The following is a 26,225-nucleotide window of genomic DNA, read 5'->3' as shown; positions in this document are numbered from 1 at the left end:
AATAGTTTAAACGATTCACGCCAAAAAACTTTTACATCATCTCCAGATTTATTAAAAATAAATATAAATTGTGCAGATTGCTATTTCGCCAAGAAAATACAAGGAGGTGAAAATCAATCAAAAGATTGTGGAAAACAAATTGTAGTAGTAATGATGTAGTCAAAACAAATTGTAGAAAACAAATTGCAGTAGTGATGATGTAGTCAAAAAAGCACAAAATTTGGTTCAATTGTAGTATTGTTGCGCAAATATGTTATTTTTAGCTTTAAGCAAACAATTTCATTATCCATAGAACTTTGCTTGAAATTTGCCCAAAGTTGAAAGTTGTTCCAATAAAAACCTTGATAACCTATTTAAAGGATTATCAATTATTGTTGAGTACGATACTTAGTCAGGGTACACTCTACAATATTCGTAGAGCAAGCTATGAGGCAATCCGTAGCATGTTTACCTAATCACAATGTTCTTCAAAGTTTAATTAGTAATGTTTTGTTTTAGAAATATTGGTTTCCGCATTGATTGTTTATATTACTTAAACCCACCCCTTACCCCTCCCAAGAGGGGAATTTCCCACTTGGTACAAGTATTCCCCTCCTTGGAGGGGCAGGGGTGGGTTGCGATTTATTCCTTTTTAATGCGAAGACCTATAATTACTGTAAATCTAATTTATCATCAACATAAACCAAAATCATTATGATAAAACTGAAACTAGCAATAATTGCTATCATAATTCTAAGCTCACTCAATGCTTTTTCGCAAACCAAGACGATAAGTGGTATTGTGACGGATGCATCTGGGGCCTCACTACCAGGTGCGAGTATTGTTGTGCAAAACACCAATAAAGGTACGGTAACAGATATTGACGGTAATTATACGCTTCAAGATGTCAATGCCTCCGATCAACTGGTATTTAGCTTTATAGGAATGACTCCTCAAGTAGTTGTAGTAGGAGAGCAAACAACCATAAACATCACGCTTCAAGAATCTTCTGAATATTTAGATGAAGTAACCGTAGTAGGTTATGGAACAAGAAAGAAAAGTAATGTAGTTGGAGCCGTTACCAGCGTGAACCTTGAAGAAGCTACTGCTTTGCCTACGACCAATGTTTCAGAGATGCTGAGGGGAAGAGCGGCGGGCGTACAGGTAAACCTTGCTGATGCCAGACCGGGAGGTAGCTCCAATATTGTGATTAGGGGAAATGTATCGGTTGCTCCTAATGGAAATTCTCCATTAATCATAGTTGATGGTTTGCCTTTCGACAACCTCAATGATGTGGCTCCAGATGATATTGCCAATATTGAGATTCTTAAAGATGCTTCTTCAACTGCAATCTATGGTTCAAGGGCTTCAAATGGAGTTATACTTGTCACCACAAAATCGGGTAAAGCAGGTCAAATAAACCTCAATTATCACGGGTTTACGACTACTCAGACGATTACAAGAAACTTTAATCAATACGACGGACAGCAGTATATTGACCTAAAAAGAGAAGCCAATAGAAATCGTTTTACAGGAGAGTACCTCAATGACCTAAACGTTTTTTCACCTTTTGAATTAGATGCTATTGCCAACCAAGAATTTGTAGATTGGGAGGACTTAATATTGGATAATGCACTGCTACAAAGCCATGCCCTTAGCCTTTCTGCTGGTAGTGAAAAAACCAAGGTATTTTCAAGTATAAATTATTTTGACCAAGACGGTATTATTCCCAATTCTGGCTATCGCAGAGCTGCTTTCAAGCTAAATCTCGATCAGCAAATTACGGATAGATTGAGTCTAAAAGGTATTTTCAATTACCAAAATGCCAATCAAGATCAGGAAACAGGTGACTTGAATTTTACAAATATTACTCCTTTGGCAAAACCGTTTGATGAAAATGGAGAGTTGGTGAAATTTTACTTAGGGCCTAATAATACAGCCGTTAGCCCTTTGTGGAACCAAAGAGAATCCGTTGATGAAACCAAAATAAACCTGACGGATGTCAATATTACTCTGAATTATCAAATCTTCCCTGGACTTTCTTATTCACTAAGAACATTTCAGCGAAACAGAAATACCAATAGGGGATTGTATCGAACCTCTCTACATTCGGCAGGAGATGAAGGTGTAGGTGGTTTTGCACAAATCGAAAATACCTTGTTCAGACAATCATTAATTGAAAATATTGTGACCTATGCTCCTGAAATTGGAGAGAATCACTCTATTGATTTTACAGCGGTTCAAGCGTTTGACGAACAAAAGAAAGAGTTTAATCAAATTCAAAAATCAGGCTTCACCAATGATGCCTTAGCTTATAATGGAGATGCAACTAACTTGTTGAGTAATGCCAGAGATGTTTCCAAGCGAAGATTACTTTCCTATTTGGGTAGGGTGCGTTATGACTATTTGGATCGTTATTTATTGGAACTTACTGCAAGAGCAGACGGTGCTTCTGTATTTTCTGAAGACAATAAATGGGGCTTTTTTCCTGCTGCATCTGCTGCTTGGAAAGCTCATTTAGAACCATTTATGGCAGATGTAACCGCAGTCGATGAATTAAAAATTCGCCTTAGTTATGGTGCAACGGGTAACCAAGGGATTAATTCTTTGGAAACCCTTGGGAAAGCCGATGACATACCTTATGTATTTGGTAGTGGAACAGTAAGTGGTGCTACTGCTTCTTCAAGATTGCCGAACCCTAACCTAAAATGGGAAACTACCAGAACCTTCAATATAGGAACGGATTTCAGATTGTTCAATAATTTATTTGAAGGAACGATTGAGTATTATCATGCCAAAACAAGTGATTTGCTATTGGATAGAGCGATTGCAGGAACGACTGGTTTTAATGTCATTCGATTCAACGTAGGTGAGTTGGAAAACAAAGGATTAGAAGCGAGTCTGACAACTAATCTGATTAGAGGAAGTGAATTTAGTTGGTCTGTCGGTACGATTTTCTCCAAGAACAGGAATAAAATTCTTGCCCTTACAGGAGAAGTTGATGATGAAGGAAACCCGATTGACATTACAGGTACGGATGGACGGCGTTTGTCAGTTGGACAATCTATCAACAATATATGGCTACCACAATACGATGGAATTTATCAAGAAGGAGATGATATTGCTGGGAGTGGAAACCCGTTGGCTTCACCTGGCGATATTCGTGTAGTGGATCAAGATGGAAATGGTCAAATTGATAATAGAGACAATGTCTTTACCAATACAGACCCAGATTGGTATGGCTCTATCAACTCAAACATAAGTTACAAAGGATTTAGCTTGTTTGTGGATGTATTTATCGTACAAGGTGCTACAAAATTGAATAACGTGCTGGCAAATGGTGAGTTGTGGAAAGGTGCTCTCAATGGTATTAGGGCTAAGTATTATACTCCCGAATTTCCTTCAACGGAGTATCCTCGCCCCAAGCCAGATACGCACTTACATTTGTTTCCTTTTGCAGTAAGAGATGCCTCTTATGTTCGATTGAGGACAGTAACTTTAGGCTATACTTTTCCAGCGAAGATGTTGGATAATATAGGAATCAGCAATGTGAATATATATTTTACTGGAACTAATCTATTGACAGCCACTGATTTTCGTTCTTACAGTCCTGAACAAGATTTGGTTCAAAACAATGATGATGGAGGAACATTTACTGGTTTCCCAGAAACTCGAAATTTGACCTTCGGTCTTAAATTGGGATTTTAGTCACAACTATTTAGTAGAAGACAGAGGGCAGACCATTTCATTGTCAGAAGTCAAAAAAAGTCATCTGCCTTCCATGTTCTAAAAAGAAAGCAGTCTAACTTGTAAAAAAAATACTTAAAAAAATAAACATGTACATATATACTCAAATAAATTTTAAGAAAAGCATTTGGATGCTGTTCATTGCATTAATTTTCACCTCCTGTGGCGATGATTTTCTGAAAGATGAATTACTTTCTGATACCTCTGTAGATTTCTTATACACTACAGCAGAAGGACTGGAATCGGCTGTAGTTGGTTTATACACGCTTAATCGCCAAATCTATGAAGACAATAGTTTGAATGGGGCCTATCCACTTATTCTTCAGGCTAAAAGTGACCTTGGAGTAGGAGTTACGGGAGAAGTTTCCCTGTATAGTCGCCTACTTTGGGGCGCAAGTATCGGAGATTTTGGGACGGAATCAGGGATCAACAAATACTGGGTTCATTTTTACAAAATTGTGGATCGTTCGAATGCGATTATTCAAGCAGCAGAAAATTTGGACGGAATTGATGAAGATAGAAAAAATCAGATTCTATCAGAAGCAAAGTGTATGAGAGCCAACTCGTTTTTCGTACTATACCGTCTTTTTAACAACATATTTGTAACGACCGAACCTACAACTCCAGAGAATGCTTTTGATGTACCTCAAAATAAATCTTCTAAAGAAGAAATATTTGCTTTAATAACCAGCGATTTGGATTTTGCTATCCAAAATTTAGACTATACAACACCTCAATTTGGGAGATTTACGCAAGGTGCGGCAAGACACATTCGAGCAAAGGTAGCTATGTGGCAAGAAGATTGGGCAACAGCAGCAGCGCAAACAGATGCTGTTATTGAAAGTGGCAGCCATAGCTTGGTGCCGACAACAAAAGAAGTTTTTGCAGGAGATATAAACCATTCCGAAACATTGTTTGCAGCCTTGTTTGCAAGAGAAACGATTGGAGGTGGTGGAGAACATATTTTAAATTGGAATATTGTTTCGCAATACCATGCAGCTCCTGGTCTTGTTCATTCTGTAGAGAATGGAGGAGCTGGAGTAGGGTTTTTGTCTCTAAACAATTATATGATAAACCTCTTAAATGAAGATCCAAACGATGATAGAAAAAATGGTACTTACTACATTTTTGAGTACTTGTATAATGATGAAGAAACATTACCCGCAGGAAAAAATATTGGTGACCCGCTCGATTTGTATGTAAATGATCCAACCGATCAAAACGAGTTTTTGACCTATTATCTTAGACAAAATCCAGGAGTGATTAAATTTTTGGATGAAAATGCAGAACCAACAGATAGAAATCATTATAAAAATATCATGGTCTATCGTTTGGCTGAGACGTATCTAATTGGAGCAGAAGCTCACATGATGTTGGGAGAAACTGCTAAAGCTTTAGAATACCTTAATGCGGTGAGAAACCGAGCAAATGCAGCTTCCAAAACCACTATAGATTTACAAACTATTTTGGACGAAAGAGCAAGAGAATTGGCTTTTGAAGGGCAGCGATGGTACACCCTCAAGAGAACAGGTAAATTATACGAATTTCTTTTGGATCACATGAATAATGACAACATGAATGAGTCTTATCCCGAAGGAAATCCAAAAGTTATCCTCAGAGAATATATGGAAAACTGGCCTATCCCTCCACAACAGATAGACCTATTGGGACCATCATATCCTCAAAATGAGGGGTACAATTGATGGTTAGATGGTTAGATGGTTATACAAGACAACAATATCCAGTGAGCAACAGTTCAACAATCAAACCATCAGCGAAGCGAAACCATTGAGCCATCTACTTAAATTTTAAAAAATAAATCATAAAATTCAAACGATGAAAAACAAAAATATATATATTAAAAAAGCAAATAACGTTCCTGTTTTGCTCATGCTGGTACTTTTCAGTATGACAATTGTATTCTTTGCCTCCTGTAACAAAGAAGATGACATACCCCCACCTTCAGCTTATATAGCTCCTGTGCCAGATACTACTGGAGCCTGCGTTTTTTTAACAGGTAGATCTCCTGAGTTGAATGGAGATGAGGCAATAGATTTTGAATGTGAAGGGCCAGATTACACATTTTTTGGAGAGAAAGATGGAGCTATTACTATCGAATATGTTGAGAATCCTGCAAAAGGAGGTATCAATACTTCTGAAAAAGTGGTGCAAGTAACTCAAACTGCGGGAATAGAACCTTGGGCAGGATTTTTCTTTGATTTATCTTCAAAGATAGATTTTTCAACTTATCAAGGTGTCAAAATCAAATTTTATTCCCCATCTGTAGGTCAGATGATGACCTTAAAATTGGAAGATAGTGCCGACGGAGATATCAATTCAGAAATATCACTTCCTACTACGGTTGCAAATGAATGGGAAGAATTGACCTATACGTTCTCTTCAGGTGATACGGATAAATTTGATCGGGTTGTCTTGTTTTTTGATTACCAAGGCCCCAAAGATGCAGAAACTATCCATTATTTTGATGACATTATACTTGGAGAAGGTGAGATTATCGTTCCTCCAACAGAACCAACTACTGCTGCGCCGACTCCAACTGTTGCAGAGGTAGATGTAATCTCTCTATTTAGTGATGCTTACACCAATGTTGAAGGAACGGATTTTAATCCTAATTGGGGACAAGGTACGGTAGTGACACAAGTTGATATTGCAGGAAACAACACCTTGAAATATGAGAACCTAAATTATCAGGGAATTGTATTGGAAAACTCAATAGACGTTTCTGGAATGTCTTTTTTACATGTTGATTACTGGACGGAAAATTCAACAGGATTTAATGGTTTTCTTATAAGCTCTGGGCCTGCAGAAACACCACATGCTTTTGAGGTAACTATAAGAGAGTGGGTAAGTATTGATATTCCTTTGTCAGAATTTTCGAGCGTAGTAGATTTAATGGATGTTATCCAAATGAAGTTTGATGGTAATGGAACCATTTATTTAGATAATATTTATTTCCATAAAGAACCAACGGGACCAAGCACTGCTGCGCCAACTCCAACTGTTGCAGAATCAGATGTGATTTCTCTATTTAGTGATGCTTACACCAATGTTGAAGGAACAGATTTTAACCCTAATTGGGGACAAGGTACGGTAGTAACACAAGTTGATATTGCAGGAAACAACACCTTAAAATATGAGAATCTAAATTACCAAGGAATTGCATTGGCAAGTTCAATAGACGTTTCAGGAATGAATTTTCTACATGTTGATTATTGGACTCCAAATTCAACAGGATTTAATGGTTTCCTTATCAGCACTGGCCCTGCAGAAACTCCTCATGCTTTTGCAGTAACTACTGGAGAATGGGTAAGTGTGAACATTCCTTTAGAAGAATTTTCAAGTGTGGTAGATCTAACGGATGTCATTCAAATGAAGTTTGACGGCAACGGAACGATTTATTTAGACAATATTTATTTCCATAGAGGACAAGCAACAGAACCTTTTACCGCTGCACCAACGCCAACTGTTCTTGAATCAGATGTAATCTCTGTATTTAGTGATGCTTACTCCAATGTTGAAGGAACAGATTTTAATCCTAATTGGGGACAAGGTACAGTAGTGACACAAGAAAATATTGCAGGAAACAAGGTCTTAAAATATGAGAATCTAAATTATCAAGGAACGCAATTTGCATCTGCATTGGATGTATCAGGAATGAGTATGCTGCATATTGATTATTGGACTGCAAATTCAACAGGATTTAATGGCTTTCTAATCAGTACAGGTCCTGCAGAAACGTTACATACTTTTGAGGTGACAACTGGACAATGGGTAAGTGTGGATATTCCTTTGTCAACATTTTCAAGTGTGGTAAATTTAATGGATGTCATTCAACTGAAGTTTGATGGTGATGGAACGATTTATTTAGACAATATTTATTTCCATAAATAGTTAATTTAAAAACAAAAAATCCCCTTCAATATAGATTTTGGATTCAAAAGAAGGGGATTTTCTAATAATTAACTTTCAGGAATTATTACATGTATTGCAGCTGCAATAAATCCAAAATACCATCTATTCAAAACCGTTCACCTATTCCCTTTCCACCATCACCGCATCCACTTCCTTCTCTCTCTCTCCATCTGATTAAAAGCAGGAATATCCTTCTCCACAATCGCATACCAAGCCGCCAATTGTTCGTCAATCTTAACCGTCACCTCCTTGAAAAAAGCAAGCGTTTGGTCAGTTGGTTGGTAGTCACCGATGCTTGTCGGCAAATCCAAGAATCAAATAAATGCTACCTCTTTAATCTATCCATGACACTATTTTTTCGGTAAAAGGATTGTAAACAATTATTTTCGCTTGAATACGCTATTTTTTTATATTTTTATAGATTCGGTTGTCCAAAGCTTAGGTAATGATACGACTATCAATCTCAAACGATTAGAAGCAGAGGATTATGAAAGTTTGGTGAACTACTATCACCGCATTAGGCATCAATAACGAACCGCCGTATACGAGACCCGTATGTACGGTGGTGTTAGAGGTACTCCCGTAGGCGTTCAATGCCTATGGGCTACCTACTCGATTATGTGCATTTATCTAAATCTTTTAATTACCTTATGAAGATTATCTAATCTAATAAGATTATAACTATCTACCTCCAAGTTTTCTATTAATACATCCAAATCTATTTTTTCGTTTTCATCATTATTTAAAGGTTTATCAATAGAAGTAAAAATTATAATTTGCTTTTCTGTAATTTCTGAACAAACTCTAAATAATTCTTTCAAACTACTAAGATTTGTCCTATGCTGACCTGGTTCGTCAAACATAACAACACCTGGATGATTCGCACCTTTATTCAACAACGCTAGAGTGTAAGCCCAAATGTTGCGTACAAAATCAGAAGCGGAAGAATTTATTCTGATAGATTGTGGAACTTTATCATATTTATGATTCTTATAAACAGGAAAGTATTTAAAAGGTTCTTTCCTGTTCAGAGAGATTTGATATTTCTCATTGCTTTCATAACCAAAATCAAAAAGGAAATTTTTATACTGAGATTCAAATTCTTTTATTCTCTTTTCATCTTCTTCCTCCGATTCTCCCAAATTACTTATTTCTATGTCATTATTATGATATTTATTAGCCAGTACCACTAACTCTTCTTTCAATTCTGCAATTGACTCTCTAAGAATTCTTAAGTTTTCAATTTCGCCCTCAAGCTGCAGTTTTTTCACAACCTCTGATTCAGAAAAAGCTCTATCATCAGAAATCAAATCTTTAGATATAGACTTAATTAGTACTTCTTTTTTCCGTAAACTGTTTTTAAAATACGATAAAAGAATGTTTTTTTCTTTTAGTGTTCCTCTAAGGCTATTAATAGAAGATTCTATTATTCTTTTTTGGCTTTTCAAAAAGCTCGTATTTTCTTCTAACGTTAATTGTGGTATATGTATATTTCTTGTAGAAATGAGATTTGTAGTCACCTCTTGAGCACATGTAGGACATTGATTAGCACCACGCTCATTTATGATATTCTCACTAAAAACTTTACGTAAATTTATGTGGTCTTTTATTTCTGATTCGACTATACTTAGTTGATTAGTGAGGTTGATCAATTGCTGATTATCTACACGTAATTTACTTTCAAATTTTTCAACATAATCTTTTAATTCAGAGTACTCTTTTTTTTGGCTACTGAATTCCAAAATTGTTTGTTCTCTATTTTCTTTTATCCTTGAAACTGGCCTGTTTTCCAATTCTTTCGCTTGCTCTTCTTTGTCCAATAAAAATTGGTTAAATGTAATTTTATCGCCTTCAGCTGTAGAAAACAAAACTGTAATTTTATCAATCGCTATTTTTTCGGTAGTTAGTTCCTGTGGAATATTAACAATAGTTGAATTTGTTTGCTTTTCTAAGTAGGAGAATGCCTTGATTTTTGTTTTCCAATCTTCTGTTATACGATTCTTCTCTTTATTCAATACATCTTTCTTCGTAGAAAGCCGAATTTCATTAAGCTCTAGGAGAAATTCTACAATTTTTTCTTTTGCTCTTGTGATACCAAAAAATGGCATGGTAGCGAAAAAATCTGACCATCCTTTTGTTTGTTCTATAAATAAGGCCGAAAATATAGTTTGTAAATATAAAGGGCTATAATTGCCAGATCGAGAATTATTGCTGACTTGAGGTAGCTCTATATTAATAAAATTACTTAACCAATTATAAAACCCGTTAGGGTCTTCATTATTTCCCCTTGAGTTAACAAAATATATGTCTTTATTAACTTCATCAGTTAATAAATCTAATGATGCTAAATAAACAGTAATATTAGTTGTTTTTACGCTTTCTGAATTAGGAGTAATATATCTTTCTAAACAAACAATTTCATTGTTTTCATTTTCAATTTCTAAAAAAATTTTTGAAGATTGCACTCTATAATTAACCCCTTTTTCGTCATTTTCATTGAGCTTAATTGTAAATTCTTTTTTAAGAGCTTTGTCTAGAGCTTTTTCATTATGAGCACCAAGAAGTTCTTCCATGCCTAAACCGTAATAGACACAAGTATTAATCGTAGTTTTCCCTCTTGAGTTTGGTCCTGCTATTATGTTCAGACCTTTATCAAAGTGAATTTCAAATCCATATAAATCAGTTATATCTTCACTTCTATCTGATAGAATTTCCGTCTTTAGCTTGTTTATCCAGAACATCTTTTTCTATATTAATGACCAATTTTTGTTTGCAAAAATCAATCTCGATTTAGGTATTATTCCCAATGTTTTAATTCTCCCTATTTCGTCTTGGAATAAGTTAAATTTATTAATTGAATCTATCGTATCAACCCCCTTCTTTGTCACTTTAACTTCGAGAGTGTTGCTTACTATGATACGCTCTAGGTAATCATTAATAAAACCTAACGCTAAGACTTCATCAATACCATATTCAAATGTCCATGGTATCAAGCTATTCCTTTTCTGATTTGAGAAATCAAGTAGAACATTATAATTTTCTTCATTCCGTAAGCTCCAAAAAACAATGTGAATAAGTTCTAAATTTGCCTTTTTGCCATACCCACAATACCTTATTATTGCCAACAATAACACAATTTTATAGTAACCATTGTATCTTATAGATATAGAAGTTGGTTTTTGATATAGTTCAACATTAATCATTTGTAGTGAAATTTAATGTGCATATTCCAAGCCATTCAATTATTTGATAATCAGATAGGTCTAAGTTAGTAATATCAGGTAAAATTTCAAGTTCATCCTTTAACTGAGACTGAAGCTGAAGCTTTAGATTGAGTGCTTCACTACTTTCTTTTACGCTTCTTGAATAATCATCTTCTACTTGGTCTACAAACCGCTTAACAATGCTCTTGAATTGTGAATAAAGAATAGGGTAATCGTTTTCAATTGTTCTAATATTCTCTTTCATCGCTAGAAACTTTCGTATTTGTTTTGCAGTCACCCTGTCTATTTTTTCAGAATCAGAATATAGTACATGATTTTTTTTATAAAGTAAGTCGAAGAAATCGCTATTCTCTTCTTTAAATGCCTCTATTTCTCTATCTGTTCTTTCATTTTCTAAATTTTCATTCCATTTAATTAAATTATCAAAATCAGATAAATCTACATATTCTGAAATGTATTCTTTAATGTGTCTTATAGAACAACATTCAATATCATCATTCCAAGCTTTATCTGTAATAACAGATTTTAATATTCCAATTAAAAATGGTGAATTATGTCTATAAATAAACACACCACTTCCTGACAATCCTTTCGCAATAAATTGGCCAGATTCTCCACCTTGATCAAAAGTAATATCTTGTAAAGTGATCTTAAACTGACCTTGATCTTCGCTAATTGATAACACCTTTCCTTCAAAAGGCCTATATTGATCTATGTTGATGCCTTGATAACCGCAAAATTTTATGCCATTTTCTGCTAATACACCTCCACCTAATTTATAGGTATAAAGCATTTTTTGCTCGTTCTCAAAATCTATTTCAATAAGGGCAAAATCATGAATTTTATTGAACTCTATAATTTTTATACTTGTAATTTCTTTAAAACTACAGGTGTAATCATTTTGTTTTTCTATTATGATATCCTTTATGTCAGGCTTGCTATCACCTAAACAATGAGCGGCCGTAAATACATAAAAAGTTTCATCCCCTGGAATAAGCACCCCACTCCCTGTATGTCCATTGCTTTTAATTCGAACACAATATTTTTCAACTTGATTATGTATTCTCATAAACTATAAAATCTATTTTGATTATCAGCACTCCAATTACCATGCTTTAGATCGTTATCATTAATAAAATGGCCTATTCTGTTCTTTAAATCAACAAGGTCGTAATTAAAATAAATTTTCAATTCTTTTTCAGACCTATTGGAATTATAAACTATCCGCGCAATAGTTTCTCTTGCTGGATGTTTATTATTGGCCGTACCTCCATTAGTTGAGATTAAGTAATTATTGCAATTAATCAAACTTAGTAGCTCCTGGGAAGTATTATTCGAACTTCCATGGTGTGAAACCTTTACATAATCAACAATTAAAGGTTTTTTTTCGTTAAAGCCAAGCTCTCTTAGTTTTTTGGATATAATTTCTGGTCTTGAATCAGCAAGCAGCAATAATGAAGTATCTGGGCATTTTAACAAAAATGAAATAGATGATGCATTTAAAACATCATTATCAATATTTTTATCAGGGGTAAAATGTTTTTTACTAAGTTCTTCTAAAGACTGAATATCATTTTTCTTATCTGAAGAAATTTTCGCCTCTATTACTGGTTTATTTACACCCCTTAACAACTCCCATTTCTCATAAAGTTTATTTACAATTTCAGGAGTTGGCGACAAAAATGTAAATTCAATTCCAAGTTTATTTATTTTTCTTTTTTCCGTTGAAATTTGATGAATTTTGACTGCTGGTTTTTTTTCTAGAATAAGTTCTTTTAAACTATCTCCTTGCTTCACACTAATTAGATTACCAGTATTAACTTCGACCAAATCGGGGTTGTTCATCCATATTTCGTCGATATCAATAATCTCTATTAAGCTATTATTAAAGAAACTAATCAAGCCTGCAATATGGTCAGAGTCTATATGACTAAGAACTAGCAGGTTGATACGAGAAATGTTTTTTAATTCATCTCTTAATGAATACCTAAATGTTTGAGCAGTTCCTCCATCAACAAGTATTATAAATTCTTTAGAATCCTCATCAAAAGTTTTAATAAGAATTGAATCACCATGAAAGGCTTTAAGCATTGTTATTTCTGTAGTTGTTCTGGTCAAACTATTTATAATTAAAGCTTTTATAATCAAAAACTAACATCTATTAGTCTTCAAATTTATAACTAATTTATATATTTTTAGTAATAGTTTTCATCTGTCTTTTAAAAGAGTCGAATATTTAACCAATAGGCAAGTCCTATCGAATTGCACACAACTCAAAGGAATGTCTGCGCCTCCTACCCCTTCCAACAATACTCCAAGCTTCCTTAGCGCAGACATTTCAGTTGAACGAAATTGGTGTATAGGGGAAAGGCTCTTAGTTCGGACTGCCTTTTATACTTCGTAAATATAGCCAAATTTTGTTTTGGGGCAAAAAAATGTATGGAGAAATTGCTTTATTTTTAGAATTGGAGGTAAGGACTGGATAAATAGAGCTTTATCAAGTGGTTTGTGAGGTTGTTTGGTGCTTTTGGGGTGCTACTTTTCCATTAGCAATAGTATTGCTTTTCTCCAATGGGTTATTGGAGCAAGATTTTCTTATGTCGTGTTTTTTGGGTGAGGCTCTTGGATTGAAGTTTCTGATGTTTTTAGCCAACCATTCGTGGTCGGGTTTTTCGATGTTTTTTTCGAATTCGACTGCTCCACATTGCTCACAGGCTAAAAGTTCTATGCCTAATAAGGCTCGTATGATTTGCAGGGTTGTGCGAACTGTTGCGCCATTTCTTTTGAGCTTTTGGGGGATTTGGTCTTTGATTTTTGTTTGTTTTATGCTGGCATGTAAGCCATAATATCGCAGCCGCTGAAAGTGTCGGGGTGGGAGGTGTTGTAGGAATTGATGGATGAAATTGAGGGGGTCAAAGGTTTTGATTTTTTTTGGGGCTGCTTGTCCTGTGATTTGATTGCGGTAGTCGTTGTGGATTAATTCTACTTGTTCAACGTCCCGTATAGCTGACGTTGCCAGCTTTTGCTGCCAATGAACGCTGATGCTTTGTGGTGCGCCTTGAATGGTAAATATAACGAAGATTTAGCTTATTGCCTAAAGAATCGTTTGATTTTGTGAAGAGAAAGCAAAATGTCCAGAGAGTGAAAGTCTCTTACAGGCGGGTGTGACGACTCGAACTGTTAGCAAGCTGCAAGGCGGTTTGGGGCGACCCAAGCACTGAAGTAAGCAGGACTGCAAAGGTCGGTACTGACGAATAGTGAACGAAGAAGAGTTTCTGAAAGAAACCAAAGACATAGATATGTCTTTGTCGAAGAGAAGAGCAAAGCGGTAGGATAAGAGGCTGTATAGGTCGGGTAAGGTAGCACATCATACTAACGCCCAAAACGTTGCGGAAGCAATGAGTACCTATACAGTAGATTCAGCAGGGATTGACCGAAGGATATTTACCTTACCGAGGGAGGTCTGTAATTGTAAAGACGGAGGCAACGCATCAGCCGAAGAGCAAACACCGCTTGGTAACAAGCAAGGTGGCAATTGCAGAAGTCAGCAGAGGTCATAGTAGCCGAGTATTGATTGCTCATGGCGAAGGACTGAATCTTACCCTTTTGGAAATTCGATAGGGAGCTATGTTGTCATCCATTGCTGTAAAAGCATAGACAGATAGTAGCCCTATGTTAAAGTACAAAATAGCTGGTGATGGTGAAAAGAGCATCATCGGAGATGGGTAGGAAACCGCCGTATACGAGACCCGTATGTACGGTGGTGTGAGAGGTACTCCCGTAGGCAAGCCGCTTACGGGCTACCTACTCGATTGGCAGTAGTTATTATTATTCTTCCATCCAAAATTCTTTCCATAGTTCCAGTTTTCCAGTTTTTCTGTCGTAAAAGAATTCAAATGGAATTTTTATTTTATGTTTTGGCAAATCGAGATAGGAAATATTTATAGGTTTCAAAGCTTTCTTTATTGTTTTCCTACATTTTCTATCATCTGTCATATTCCACCACCAATCATCAATTTTTTCTCTAAAAGTTTCTCCTTCCCAGTCAACCAAACCTTCTTTAGTTTTCCTTTTCTGTTGTATGTTAAAATATATTTTTCGGCACATAGGTCATACCAAGGTGTAGCAATCGTGTCCCAATCAATTTTCATTTTGACTTGGTAAAAAAGAGTGTCTTGAACTTTTTTTGCAATCTGCATTTGTTTTTTCTCGAGTTCAATCTTATTTGCTATTTTTTCGTTTGAAACAGTTCTTTCGTTTATTTGTAATCCATTTTTAAATGAAATATGAAGTTCCCTATAGATTGAAGCATAGCCCATATGAATGTATTGAATTTGATTTCCTTGAGGGATTACAATTTTTCCAGTAAACCAATTTGCAAATACGGCATCTGTTCCAAACATTTTCTTCAAGTCGGCATTCTTAATTTCAAGTCCACAGTCTTTATGACAACTTGTAATCTGTCTTAAAAATAAACTGTCATTTTTGAGTTCCCAAATCGCTTTATAACCGCGCCAACAAGCTGTTGAGCCACAACCCACAAAGTCTATAAGTTCTCTTTTTCCAATCTGTTCAAAATATTGCTCTAATGGATTTGAAAAAATTGCTACTGTATCACCTTTGTAAATCATATAATCTGGAACTTGCCCTGTTGCAAAAACAGAATTTCCGATTAATAGTCCGAATATGATTGTTATGATGTGTTTCATTCTAATTACTGCCAACGTCCTCGCATAGCCGCCGTAGCCAGCTTTTGCTGGCAATTGCCGACTGCACTTTGTGTGCGCCTTGAATGGTAAATATAACGAAGATTTAGCTTATTGCCTAAATAATCGTTTGATTTTGTGAAGTGAAAGCAAAATGTCCAGAGAGTGAAAGTCTCTTACAGGCGGGTGTGACGACTCGAACTGTTAGCAAGCTGCAAGGTGGTTTGGGGCGACCCATGCACTGAAGTAAGCAGGACTGCAAAGGTTGGTACTGACGAACAGAAACTGGATACGAGGCTGTATAGGTCGGGTAAGGTAGCACATCATACTAACGCCCAAAACGTTGCGGAAGCAATGAGTACCTATACAGTAGATTCAGCAGGGATTGACCGAAGGATATTTACCTTACCGAGGGAGGTCTGTAATTGTAAAGACGGAGGCAACGCATCAGCCTAAGAGCAAACACCGCTTGGTAACAAGCAAGGTGGCAATTGCAGAAGTCAGCAGAGGTCATAGTAGCCGAGCATTGATTGCTCATGGCGAAGGACTGAATCTTACCCTTTTGGAAATTGGATAGGGAGCTATGTTGTTATCCATTGCTGTAAAAGCATAGACAGATAGTAGCCCTATGTTAAAGTACAAAATAGCTGGTGATGGTGAAAAGAGCATCATCGGAGATGGGTAGGAAACCGCCGTATACGAGACCCGTATGTACGGTGGTGTGAGAGGTACTCCCGTAGGCAAGCCGCTTACGGGCTACCTACTCGATGGTGCGCCTTGAATGGTAAATATAACGAAGATTTAGCTTATTGCCTAAATAATCGTTTGATTTTGTGAAGTGAAAGCAAAATGTCCAGAGAGTGAAAGTCTCTTACAGGCGGGTGTGACGACTCGAACTGTTAGCAAGCTGCAAGGTGGTTTGGGGCGACCCAAGCACTGAAGTAAGCAGGACTGCAAAGGTCGGTACTGACGAACAGAAACTGGATATGAGGCTGTATAGGTCGGGTAAGGTAGCCACGCATACTAACGCCCTAAACATCAATTATTTGATGCTGTACTTATACAGTAGATTCAGCAGGGATTGACCGAAGGATATTTACCTTACCGAGGGAGGTCTGTAATTGTAAAGACGGAGGCAACGCATCAGCCGAAGAGCAAACACCGCTTGGTAACAAGCAAGGTGGCAATTGCAGAAGTCAGCAGAGGTCATAGTAGCCGAGTATTGATTGCTCATGGCGAAGGACTGAATCTTACCCTTTTGGAAATTGGATAGGGAGCTATGTTGTCATCCATTGCTGTAAAAGCATAGACAGATAGTAGCCCTATGTTAAAGTACAAAATAGCTGGTGATGGTGAAAAGAGCATCATCGGAGATGGGTAGGAAACCGCCGTATACGAGACCCGTATGTACGGTGGTGTGAGAGGTACTCCCGTAGGCAAACCGCTTACGGGCTACCTACTCGATTGCGCCTTGAATGGTAAATATAACGAAGATTTAGCTTATTGCCTAAATAATCGTTTGATTTTGTGAAGTGAAAGCAAAATGTCCAGAGAGTGAAAGTCTCTTACAGGCGGGTGTGACGACAAAGTCCAGTTCCTTATCTTCGAACTGTTAGCAAGCTGCAAGGTGGTTTGGGGCGACCCATGCACTGGAAGTAAGCAGGACTGCAAAGGTTGGTACTGACGAACAGAAACTGGATACGAGGCTGTATAGGTCGGGTAAGGTAGCACATCATACTAACGCCCAAAACGTTGCGGAAGCAATGAGTACCTATACAGTAGATTCAGCAGGGATTGACCGAAGGATATTTACCTTACCGAGGGAGGTCTGTAATTGTAAAGACGGAGGCAACGCATCAGCCGAAGAGCAAACACCGCTTGGTAACAAGCAAGGTGGCAATTGCAGAAGTCAGCAGAGGTCATAGTAGCCGAGTATTGATTGCTCATGGCGAAGGACTGAATCTTACCCTTTTGGAAATTGGATAGGGAGCTATGTTGTCATCCATTGCTGTAAAAGCATAGACAGATAGTAGCCCTATGTTAAAGTACAAAATAGCTGGTGATGGTGAAAAGAGCATCATCGAGATGGGTAGGAAACCGCCGTATACGAGACCCGTATGTACGGTGGTGTGAGAGGTACTCCCGTAGGCAAACCGCTTACGGGCTACCTACTCGATTGCGCCTTGAATGGTAAATATAACGAAGATTTAGCTTATTGCCTAAAGAATCGTTTGATTTTGTGAAGAGAAAGCAAAATGTCCAGAGAGTGAAAGTCTCTTACAGGCGGGTGTGACGACTCGAACTGTTAGCAAGCTGCAAGGTGGTTTCTCGTGAGGGATGCACTGAAGTAAGCAGGACTGCAAAGGTCGGTACTGACGAACAGAAACTGGATACGAGGCTGTGTAGGTCGGGTAAGGTAGCACATCATACTAATGCCCAAAACGTTGCGGAAGCAATGAGTACCTATACAGTAGATTCAGCAGGGATTGACCGAAGGATATTTACCTTACCGAGGGAGGTCTGTAATTGTAAAGACGGAGGCAACGCATCAGCCTAAGAGCAAACACCGCTTGGTAACAAGCAAGGTGGCAATTGCAGAAGTCAGCAGAGGTCATAGTAGCCGAGTATTGATTGCTCATGGCGAAGGACTGAATCTTACCCTTTTGGAAATTGGATAGGGAGCTATGTTGTCATCCATTGCTGTAAAAGCATAGACAGATAGTAGCCCTATGTTAAAGTACAAAATAGCTGGTGATGGTGAAAAGAGCATCATCGGAGATGGGTAGGAAACCGCCGAGTACGAGACCCGTATGTACGCTCGGTGGTGTGAGAGGTACTCCCGTAGGCAAACCGCTTACGGGCTACCTACTCGATTGCGCCTTGAATGGTAAATATAACGAAGATTTAGCTTATTGCCTAAATAATCGTTTGATTTTGTGAAGTGAAAGCAAAATGTCCAGAGAGTGAAAGTCTCTTACAGGCGGGTGTGACGACTCGAACTGTTAGCAAGCTGCAAGGTGGTTTGGGGCGACCCATGCACTGGAAGTAAGCAGGACTGCAAAGGTTGGTACTGACGAACAGAAACTGGATACGAGGCTGTATAGGTCGGGTAAGGTAGCACATCATACTAACGCCCAAAACGTTGCGGAAGCAATGAGTACCTATACAGTAGATTCAGCAGGGATTGACCGAAGGATATTTACCTTACCGAGGGAGGTCTGTAACTATGGAGACGGAAGCAATGCATCAGCCGAAGAGAAAACACTACTTGGTAACAAGTAAGGTGGTAGTTACAGAAGTCAGCAGAGGTCATAGTAGCCGAGTATTGATTGCTCATGGCGAAGGACTGAATCTTACCCTTTTGGAAATTGGATAGGGAGCTATGTTGTCATCCATTGCTGTAAAAGCATAGACAGATAGTAGCCCTATGTTAAAGTACAAAATAGCTGGTGATGGTGAAAAGAGCATCATCGGAGATGGGTAGGAAACCGCCGTATACGAGACCCGTATGTACGGTGGTGTGAGAGGTACTCCCGTAGGCAAGCCGCTTACGGGCTACCTACTCGATTGTGTTTTCGTGCTTTATTTTTCATACTCAATTATATTTTGAAATACTTGATGTTCTTTAAAAGGATGAGTTGTAAAAAAATCTTGCCTTCTTTCATTCGTTTTAAACCTAACGTCTCTTTCACCCCAAATTGCCCAAACGAATCTTAATTTCTTTTCGCTTAAAAATTTGTTAAGTAAGTCTTTTCGCAAATAAACCAAACTGTGATTATTATTGTAATCATCATGATAATTAATATTGATTGACGCTTTATTTCCATTGGATTCAAACAAGTCAAAAGTTTGTGGCTGATTGAGTAGTTTTAAATGATTCGCAACTTCCTTAGCAACAACAGTTGAATGCCCTGCATCATTGAGGTGACTATGATAACTCTCCCAATTATATTCCATTACTGGCATTAAAGCATAAAACTCTTTTATCTCTGAAACTTCTTTTTCAATTTCATCTGGAAATTCTTTTCGCAAACCTAATTTTTCGTCTTCCATGTCAAAAAACACTGAGGGAAAATAGCCAGGGTCGCCTCTTTTAATTTTGATTTTCTTTTTAGCAGTTATGAATTCCAGAGTTGTGTCGTTTTCATAAGTCGAATCTTTGCAATAATATAACTCACCTGCATAAGTATAATAATTTTCTCGCTTTTCACTTATCCATCTTCCACCTAAATTTTGTTTCTTTAAAAAAACGATTGCCTCATCATATTCTTCTTCTTTTATAAGTAAACTTCTGATAAAAGTGAATCTATGTCTTTCAGCAGGTACATCTTCTTGACATACGTATGCATCTAAGCAAATCCATTCTCCATTATTTCCTGCTACATCTTTCATTGAAAGATAATCTTCAATGAAAGGCATACCACCGTTCTCATACCAATCAACAAGTGGGGTTGCTCTATCCCCTAATAAATCATCTTTGATGAATAATTCTCCTTTTGGCTTTGAAGGGAAACTTGGGTCAATGTCTGCACCTGAAATTCTGAATCTATCCCAATCCCTATCCATTAATCCTAAGTCGTCTCTTAGTCCTGCATTTTCAAAATATGCAATCCATGAATACTTTTTTCCATACCGTTCAATCTTGGCTCTTTCTGTTCTTCCTCTGTTGTAATAGTTGTCATTACCAAGAGCATTTTCTGCGTCTTTAAACAGTTCAGCGTTCCAACCCAAGTCATAAATTCTCCAATAGATTTGTCTGCGAACTTTAATTTTTTCTGGCGGATTAGAATATGAACCACCATCTTTCACGATGTGCCCCAATGTATAATTGCTAAAGTCCATTCGTATCGGACCTGAATAATCATAGTCATTTTCACCATAGTTATGCTCTCCTAAATCTCTTATTCCTCCAAATGAATACGGTGGTCTGACATTTTTAATTTCGTCTTGAGCAAGTGAGGTTGGATTGTGAAGAAGGCAAATTTCAATTGTCCTTCTCGCATAGTCCCTCGCCAAAATATGTGTAGTTGAAAACAGTGCGTTCTCTTTGAAAATTAAATTATAAATACTCTTGCAAATTTCAGGTAGCAAAATATTTCTGAACTTGTCCGACTTAAAGGAGTTATGTTCTGCCATAGTCACTCCATATAAAGCAGCTAAAGTTCTCTCCCAAACATAAGGGTCATTAATTTTCAAAGAATCATAAACCAATGAAGAAAACTCATTCGGGAATTTTCTTCCGTAGTAATAAAGTGCTCTTGTAGCATCGTCTCGCAAAGCCCTGTTTGTGCTTGTCAAAAACCATAAAATTATTTTTGAGAGAACATGTTGCTTCTGAGTTACAATAACAGATTCTTCATTGATGTTCTTACACTGGACTTCAAACTCTGAAATAAAACTTTCAAGGTCATGCGACTTCTTTCTTATGTATTCTGTCCAACTTATATCTCTTTGATTCATTGGCATTGATTCCAAAACCTTTGAAATAAAGAGTGCATTCAAAGGGTGCTTAATATCTCCGAGTGTTTTAAAAGAAAGGTCAAAGAAAATTTTCTTTTTTTGATGAGAACCAAAGAAAAGGTTAGCTACTAAATTTTTGTCTTCGCTTTTTACATATTGAGCAGGTAACTTATACAGTGAAATAATTGATTTACCAAATGCAGAATTCGCAAATGAAATTCGTTTTGAAAATTGGTTGGTAATAATTTTAGGCAAATACTTAAATACCTTGCTTCTTGTAAACTTTACTTTTTTATCTCTTTCAATAAGTTCATGAACAGAAATTCGTTTTAACTGAGGCAACAATAAACAAAGAGAAGAAATTACATCTTCAAAAAATGGATGCTGTCCAGTGTCTTGAATAATTTTTTCAATAAACTCTGTGCTTGTGAAATATTGTAGATTCTGATTCTTGTGGATTAAGTTCTCACTAATCATGTATCCAGCAAGAATATCGTAAGTAAAACTTACATACTCTTGTTTGTCTCTCATGTCACGGGTAACTACAAGCCCTTCGTTAATTAGAATCTCTGCTTTTGATTTATCCTTTTCGTATGGCTTGTTGCTGTCAATTAGACTGTAAAAGTCTTTTACAGGAATTTCCCTTAAGTTATTTTTCCACAAATGATTTGAGAGGACAGCAAGACTTTCAGAGATGAAAGACTCACCTGTTTTTAATAGATGATTGTTTTGTGTAACTCTTTTATTTACTTGGTTCAAGTATTCATTGAATACATCGTAGGTGGATTCTTCTTCAATGTTTACTCCAACTTCATCGCTTGTTTTCCAATTCGGGTTTTTTATTTCACAGAATATTTTAAGAAATATTGGGTCACTAAATTTTTCTAATGGTGCAAAGAATAAATCAGCTTTCAATTTGTACTTTTTGAAATATTTATTTACCGCTTCAAGAATTGTTTCATAATCTTCAAAGCCATATAGGAAATTAAATATTTTATCTGTTGTTTCATTCCAAATTCTTCCTGTGTAAGAACTTCGACAAGTAGTTACAATAATTAAATTATTTGTCTGTGAAATTTTAGAAATCAAACTTCCTAAATGATTCTTCCAGATTGGAGAGAAGAAGCGATTGAAAGTTGTTTCATTTAATCCGTCAATAACAATTGGAATTTTACAGTTCACAATTGAACCGTAAATGTCAAGTGCCTGAATAAATTCATCAAGGGTGAACTCCTGATTAATGTCAAGAATCTGTTTTAATGCTTCGGATAAATTTGTTTCGTCTGTAAACTTATCTCCAGTGATGAATATGCCTGGCTTATCTTCTTTAATCTTTTTGTAAACAATATCACATGAGATATGCGTTTTCCCCTTGGCTGCACCAGCTAAGAAGTGAAGTTCTTTTTGCTTTTCGTGAAAGTAATTTCTAAAGAACTGATTGTAGATGTTTCCAAAGTCTGAAATCAAATAAGAAATACTCGAAGCATCTTTGAATGCTCTTGATTTTTCTTCAAACACTGTATAGTCAATCTTACTGAAGTGCTCAAAGAAATTTTCTCTTATTTCCTTAATATCAAAATTTGAAATAAGGTCTTCAGAATAATTTTTGAAACAGTTGGAAACAAACTCAACTCTTTCAAAAACATAAGCAATGTGATTTTTAAATTCTTTGCAGAGGAGGAAATAATTCTCTCGTTGAACTACTTCCTTTTCACTAATCATTTTTTCATCACGAAAATCTTTTAGGGCAACCTCAATTTGATTTGACTTTTCAAGAAGGTCTTTTTTTAATAGTTCAATGTGTTTGCAATAATTTGAATCAAAGAGTAAGAAGTCTATTTTTGATTGTGTGTATTTGTCAATGCTGTGTAAGTCTGGGTCGTATTTATCTTTTACCTTTTCAAAGTTTTCATCAAATATTTTCTTAAACCACTCATTGGAGAATTCAAGTTCCCCGAAAAAGAAACTCCGAATTCCAATATGTTTTAAATCTTTTAGGAACAAAATGAAAGATGATTCACCCCAATGTTCAAGTTTAATTGTTCTTCCTGTTGGAATCTTGTTTGGTAATTCATTCTCAAACCAGTTTCTTTCACCCTTGCTAAATTTCCCTTTGCTTGAAAGACTATCTGTTGTCAAATCAGTTTTTAAACACAAAAACCATTTCGTTAGGTCTGTATGATTTCTACAAGCTGTTTCCAAAGAATTTTCAATTGCAGAATCTCTTGAACTAATATTCAATCTACCGTTATCTCCAAAAAACTTACATTGCCAGCCCCATTTTTCACCATTTGGTAGATGTAAATAAAATTCAACGCCTCCATCTCCGCCAGCACCATCAATTGGAGTGAAGGTTCCTAAATGTCCAAATTCTTTTTGAGCAATTTGATAGCATAAATGCTCAAAACATTTTTTTGAATCACCCCCATATGGTTTGAGTTTTGTAAAATCTATTTTATCAATTGTTACCATTTTTAATTTAATGTCAGAGATGCCTATGAGCAAACTATTTTGAAAACTGACTAATTTGCTTTCGTTATGAAATTAGTTATCTGCGTTTTTTTTGCATGAAACACAACGGTTGAAATATATGTAGTAAAAATTTTTTAATTTTTATTATCATATATTTCGTTGTTCCAAGCAGTTTTAACTCCTCTCGGAGTTGACTTTCAGTAATTTCATTTCTTTCAGTTATTTAATAAAAATCGAAATGAAATAAATGTCCATATATGGTTGATATATGACTGTTTATTTCTGGTTTTTTCACTACCTTAGCGTTCCCCTGAAACTCATTTCGATGTTCCGCTAAGGTAGTGAAAAAATCGTATTTTTTATAATAACGCCAACCAAATTGCTTGAAGTCAATATTTTATATATTATAATTGATTGGAACTCGTCAATATGTACACCAAGGTGCACATATATCGCAAGTCATTTTTGAATAATTTAGTTGATATTTGTTAGGTACTTTCTTGACAACCAGAAACATCAATAAAAATAAATGAGAAAAAGCCTCAAATAGTTGATATTTCTATATGTCCAAACCCAACCCCGTTCAAAACTACCCATTCCCCACTAAAAATCCAAATTAAATCTAAATTATACCGCAAATATCTGTCCTTGCAGCCTAAGAAAGCCCTCCAAAAACATTTCACCACCAATACCCGCTTTTACCCTATCTTTGTATTCCAAAACAAAACAACCCCTACAATATGTTAGATAAAATCCTCAATCAGTTCAACTCTCCCAATATCCAAGCCATATCAGGTTTAGATGCCACCTTTTTGTATGGCGAAACCCCCACCAGCCCCATGCACGTAGGCAGTGTAGTCGTCATTGAAGGCTCTCTAAAATTTGAGACTTTCCGACAAATCATCCTTTCACGCATCCACCAAATCCCCAAAATGCGCCAGCGATTGGTCTCTGTGCCATTGAGCATGGACTATCCCTATTGGGTTGACGACCCCGAATTTGACATAGATATGCACCTCAGTCACATCGCCTTGCCCCAGCCAGGCGGCTGGCAAGAACTGCGAGATACTGCCTCCCAAATATTCAGCGAACATCTCGACCGTTCCCGTCCCTTGTGGTCTTTTACTTTCGTTGAAGGACTCGACAGTGTTTCGCAAGTGCCAAAAGGTTCGGTGGCGGTCATTTCGAAGATACACCATGTAGCCATTGACGGAGTAGCAGGAGCAGGAATTTTGAGTGTTTTGTACGATATAAGCCCCAAACTAAAAGAAATTCCTGCGCCAAAACCCTATAATCCAGCACCCTTGCCGAATGAATTGGCATTGATAGCAAAAAGTACGGTGAGTTTTGCCACCAATCCCCTCAAGTTTCCCAAGCTGATAACCAATACTTTATCTGCAACCCTCAAAGCGGGTGTATTGTCTCGTGTCCAAAGACTCGATCCTCCTCCAAGTCCATTTAGTGCCCCTTCTACGCCTCTGAATGGCATCATTTCGTCCAGACGCAAATGGAACGCTTCTATTTTGTCATTGGAACGCATCAAGGCATTGAAGAACATCATGGGTACTACGCTAAACGATGTCATATTGGCAATTTGTGCAGGAGCATTGCGGCGGTATTTGTTGGAAAAGAAGAAGTTACCGAAAAAATCTCTGGTAGCCCTTGTCCCCGTTTCTACCCGAACAGAGGCAGAAGCGAATAATGCGGGCAATCAAATTTCTTCCATGTTATTGCAGTTGGCAACTCATATTGAAGATCCGATCGAACGTTTGGAGGTGATTCACGAAAATGCTATGCGTGGAAAAGCCTACCAAAAAGCCCTCGGTGCAAAAACGCTGGCAAATATGGCGGAAGCCGTTCCTTTTGGTTTGGCCAATCAAGCAGCACGTTTGTACTCCCGATTTCATTTGGCAGAAAACCACAAGCCAGTCTTCAATGTTTTGATTACCAATGTACCTGGCCCCAATTTCCCATTGTACATCAATGGGCACAAAGTCTTGTCTATCATGGGCATGGCTCCAATCATTGACGGAATGGGCTTGATTATCACCATTTTTAGCTACAATGGTTTGGTGACGATTTCCCCAACTTCGGATGTCAAAACAATGCCCGATTTGGACACTTTTTCTCGCTATTTACGAGAATCGGCAAATGAATTGGAGGCGGCGATATTGAAGTTGGAAGCAGACAAGAAAGAAGCGGCGGCAAGTAAGGTGACTACTGAAAGCCCTGTTGATTTTTTCCAAAGATTAGAAACCTACTTCAAAAAACATCCTTCTGCAAAAAAAGGCAAGATTCAAATTCATGTCACGGGTTCGATGTCAGACAATTGGCAGATAGACTTCAATGTCATTCCTGCAACAATCAGCGAAGGACAAGCTGAAAATCCCGACTTGGTTATGACCATCCGCAACGACCATTTGAAGCGCATTGCAGAAGGGGATTTGGAAATGGAAACGGCTATTGTTCAAGGTAGGTTGAAAGTTGAAGGAGATGAGGAGTTGTTGAAGGTTTTGAAAATGATTCATGTTTAGTCACTTCAACCAAATAAATTTCCGATTCAGACTTTTGAAGTTTTGTTTAAAAAATTGTTGATTATAAAGAAAATCAACTTCCTTCAAAGAGTAAACTACAAAAGTACCCAGCTCAAATGTGGCATTTATTTGGCTCGCAATCCTAGGCAATGCTTCAAAAATAACTTTGC

At 36.9% G+C, this 26,225-nt stretch carries 19 protein-coding genes; 12 read left to right on the top strand and 7 right to left on the bottom strand.

Annotated features, from left to right (window positions below; translation table 11 throughout):
- The first annotated feature begins 693 nt into the window (after positions 1-693).
- From R3E32_06625 to R3E32_06615, 3 genes are all read left to right on the top strand, one after another.
- The gene (locus R3E32_06625; protein ID MEZ4884399.1) at positions 694-3,687 is read left to right on the top strand and encodes a TonB-dependent receptor; all 2,994 of its coding nucleotides are present in this window, start codon (positions 694-696) and stop codon (positions 3,685-3,687) included.
- Between the two features lie 128 nt (positions 3,688-3,815).
- Positions 3,816-5,429, top strand: a complete 1,614-nt coding sequence (locus R3E32_06620) for a RagB/SusD family nutrient uptake outer membrane protein (GenBank protein ID MEZ4884398.1) — start codon at positions 3,816-3,818, stop codon at positions 5,427-5,429.
- Between the two features lie 133 nt (positions 5,430-5,562).
- Positions 5,563-7,638, top strand: a complete 2,076-nt coding sequence (locus R3E32_06615) for a hypothetical protein (GenBank protein ID MEZ4884397.1) — start codon at positions 5,563-5,565, stop codon at positions 7,636-7,638.
- A 158-nt stretch (positions 7,639-7,796) separates the two neighbouring features.
- On the opposite strand, the gene R3E32_06610 is transcribed toward R3E32_06615, so the two are convergent.
- Positions 7,797-7,964 carry a hypothetical protein gene (locus R3E32_06610; protein MEZ4884396.1) on the bottom strand — a complete coding sequence of 56 codons (168 nt, stop codon included), beginning with the start codon at positions 7,962-7,964 and terminating at the stop codon, positions 7,797-7,799.
- Between the two features lie 85 nt (positions 7,965-8,049).
- Here R3E32_06610 and R3E32_06605 point away from each other — a divergent pair, with 85 nt between their 5' ends.
- Positions 8,050-8,190, top strand: coding sequence for a hypothetical protein (locus R3E32_06605; GenBank protein MEZ4884395.1), 141 nt, complete (start codon positions 8,050-8,052; stop codon positions 8,188-8,190).
- A gap of 95 nt (positions 8,191-8,285) precedes the next feature.
- Here R3E32_06605 and R3E32_06600 read toward each other — a convergent pair whose 3' ends face one another.
- The 4 genes from R3E32_06600 to R3E32_06585 are packed head-to-tail and all read right to left on the bottom strand — an operon-like array spanning position 8,286 to position 13,001.
- Complete coding sequence (locus R3E32_06600; GenBank protein MEZ4884394.1) at positions 8,286-10,400, bottom strand: hypothetical protein; 2,115 nt, start codon at positions 10,398-10,400, stop codon at positions 8,286-8,288.
- A gap of 6 nt (positions 10,401-10,406) precedes the next feature.
- Positions 10,407-10,862: a hypothetical protein gene (locus R3E32_06595; protein ID MEZ4884393.1), complete on the bottom strand. Its 456-nt coding sequence runs from the start codon at positions 10,860-10,862 to the stop codon at positions 10,407-10,409.
- Positions 10,855-11,952, bottom strand: coding sequence for a hypothetical protein (locus tag R3E32_06590; protein MEZ4884392.1), 1,098 nt, complete (start codon positions 11,950-11,952; stop codon positions 10,855-10,857). Before R3E32_06590 ends, R3E32_06595 begins: the two co-directional genes overlap by 8 nt.
- Entirely contained in the window at positions 11,949-13,001 is a 1,053-nt protein-coding gene (locus tag R3E32_06585; protein MEZ4884391.1) for a hypothetical protein, read from the bottom strand. Before R3E32_06585 ends, R3E32_06590 begins: the two co-directional genes overlap by 4 nt.
- A 1,311-nt stretch (positions 13,002-14,312) precedes the next feature.
- Here R3E32_06585 and R3E32_06580 point away from each other — a divergent pair.
- Complete coding sequence (locus R3E32_06580) at positions 14,313-14,504, top strand: hypothetical protein (GenBank protein ID MEZ4884390.1); 192 nt, start codon at positions 14,313-14,315, stop codon at positions 14,502-14,504.
- A gap of 371 nt (positions 14,505-14,875) precedes the next feature.
- Here R3E32_06580 and R3E32_06575 read toward each other — a convergent pair whose 3' ends face one another.
- Positions 14,876-15,646 carry a hypothetical protein gene (locus R3E32_06575; protein ID MEZ4884389.1) on the bottom strand — a complete coding sequence of 257 codons (771 nt, stop codon included), beginning with the start codon at positions 15,644-15,646 and terminating at the stop codon, positions 14,876-14,878.
- 328 nt (positions 15,647-15,974) lie between these two features.
- On the opposite strand from R3E32_06575, the gene R3E32_06570 reads away from it, so the two are divergent.
- The 6 genes from R3E32_06570 (at position 15,975) to R3E32_06545 (ending at position 18,871) form a co-directional block, all read left to right on the top strand.
- Positions 15,975-16,166, top strand: a complete 192-nt coding sequence (locus R3E32_06570) for a hypothetical protein (GenBank protein MEZ4884388.1) — start codon at positions 15,975-15,977, stop codon at positions 16,164-16,166.
- 504 nt (positions 16,167-16,670) lie between these two features.
- Positions 16,671-16,862: a hypothetical protein gene (locus R3E32_06565; protein ID MEZ4884387.1), complete on the top strand. Its 192-nt coding sequence runs from the start codon at positions 16,671-16,673 to the stop codon at positions 16,860-16,862.
- A 521-nt stretch (positions 16,863-17,383) separates the two neighbouring features.
- Positions 17,384-17,575 carry a hypothetical protein gene (locus R3E32_06560; protein MEZ4884386.1) on the top strand — a complete coding sequence of 64 codons (192 nt, stop codon included), beginning with the start codon at positions 17,384-17,386 and terminating at the stop codon, positions 17,573-17,575.
- 500 nt (positions 17,576-18,075) lie between these two features.
- Positions 18,076-18,267, top strand: coding sequence for a hypothetical protein (locus R3E32_06555; protein MEZ4884385.1), 192 nt, complete (start codon positions 18,076-18,078; stop codon positions 18,265-18,267).
- Positions 18,268-18,343: 76 nt separating this feature from the next.
- Positions 18,344-18,529 (top strand): hypothetical protein, encoded by a 186-nt coding sequence (locus R3E32_06550; GenBank protein ID MEZ4884384.1) that lies wholly within the window; start codon positions 18,344-18,346, stop codon positions 18,527-18,529.
- Positions 18,530-18,742: 213 nt separating this feature from the next.
- A complete protein-coding gene (locus R3E32_06545; GenBank protein MEZ4884383.1) occupies positions 18,743-18,871 on the top strand; it encodes a hypothetical protein in 129 nt (42 codons plus the stop codon).
- A 300-nt stretch (positions 18,872-19,171) separates the two neighbouring features.
- On the opposite strand, the gene R3E32_06540 is transcribed toward R3E32_06545, so the two are convergent.
- A complete protein-coding gene (locus R3E32_06540) occupies positions 19,172-23,554 on the bottom strand; it encodes a hypothetical protein (protein ID MEZ4884382.1) in 4,383 nt (1,460 codons plus the stop codon).
- Between the two features lie 707 nt (positions 23,555-24,261).
- Here R3E32_06540 and R3E32_06535 point away from each other — a divergent pair.
- A complete protein-coding gene (locus R3E32_06535; GenBank protein ID MEZ4884381.1) occupies positions 24,262-26,055 on the top strand; it encodes a wax ester/triacylglycerol synthase family O-acyltransferase in 1,794 nt (597 codons plus the stop codon).
- Positions 26,056-26,225 lie beyond the last annotated feature (170 nt).

The organism is Chitinophagales bacterium (genome assembly GCA_041392475.1).
Taxonomy (GTDB): Bacteria; Bacteroidota; Bacteroidia; order Chitinophagales; family UBA2359; genus JAUHXA01.
This window is presented reverse-complemented; position numbering and strand designations above follow the sequence as displayed.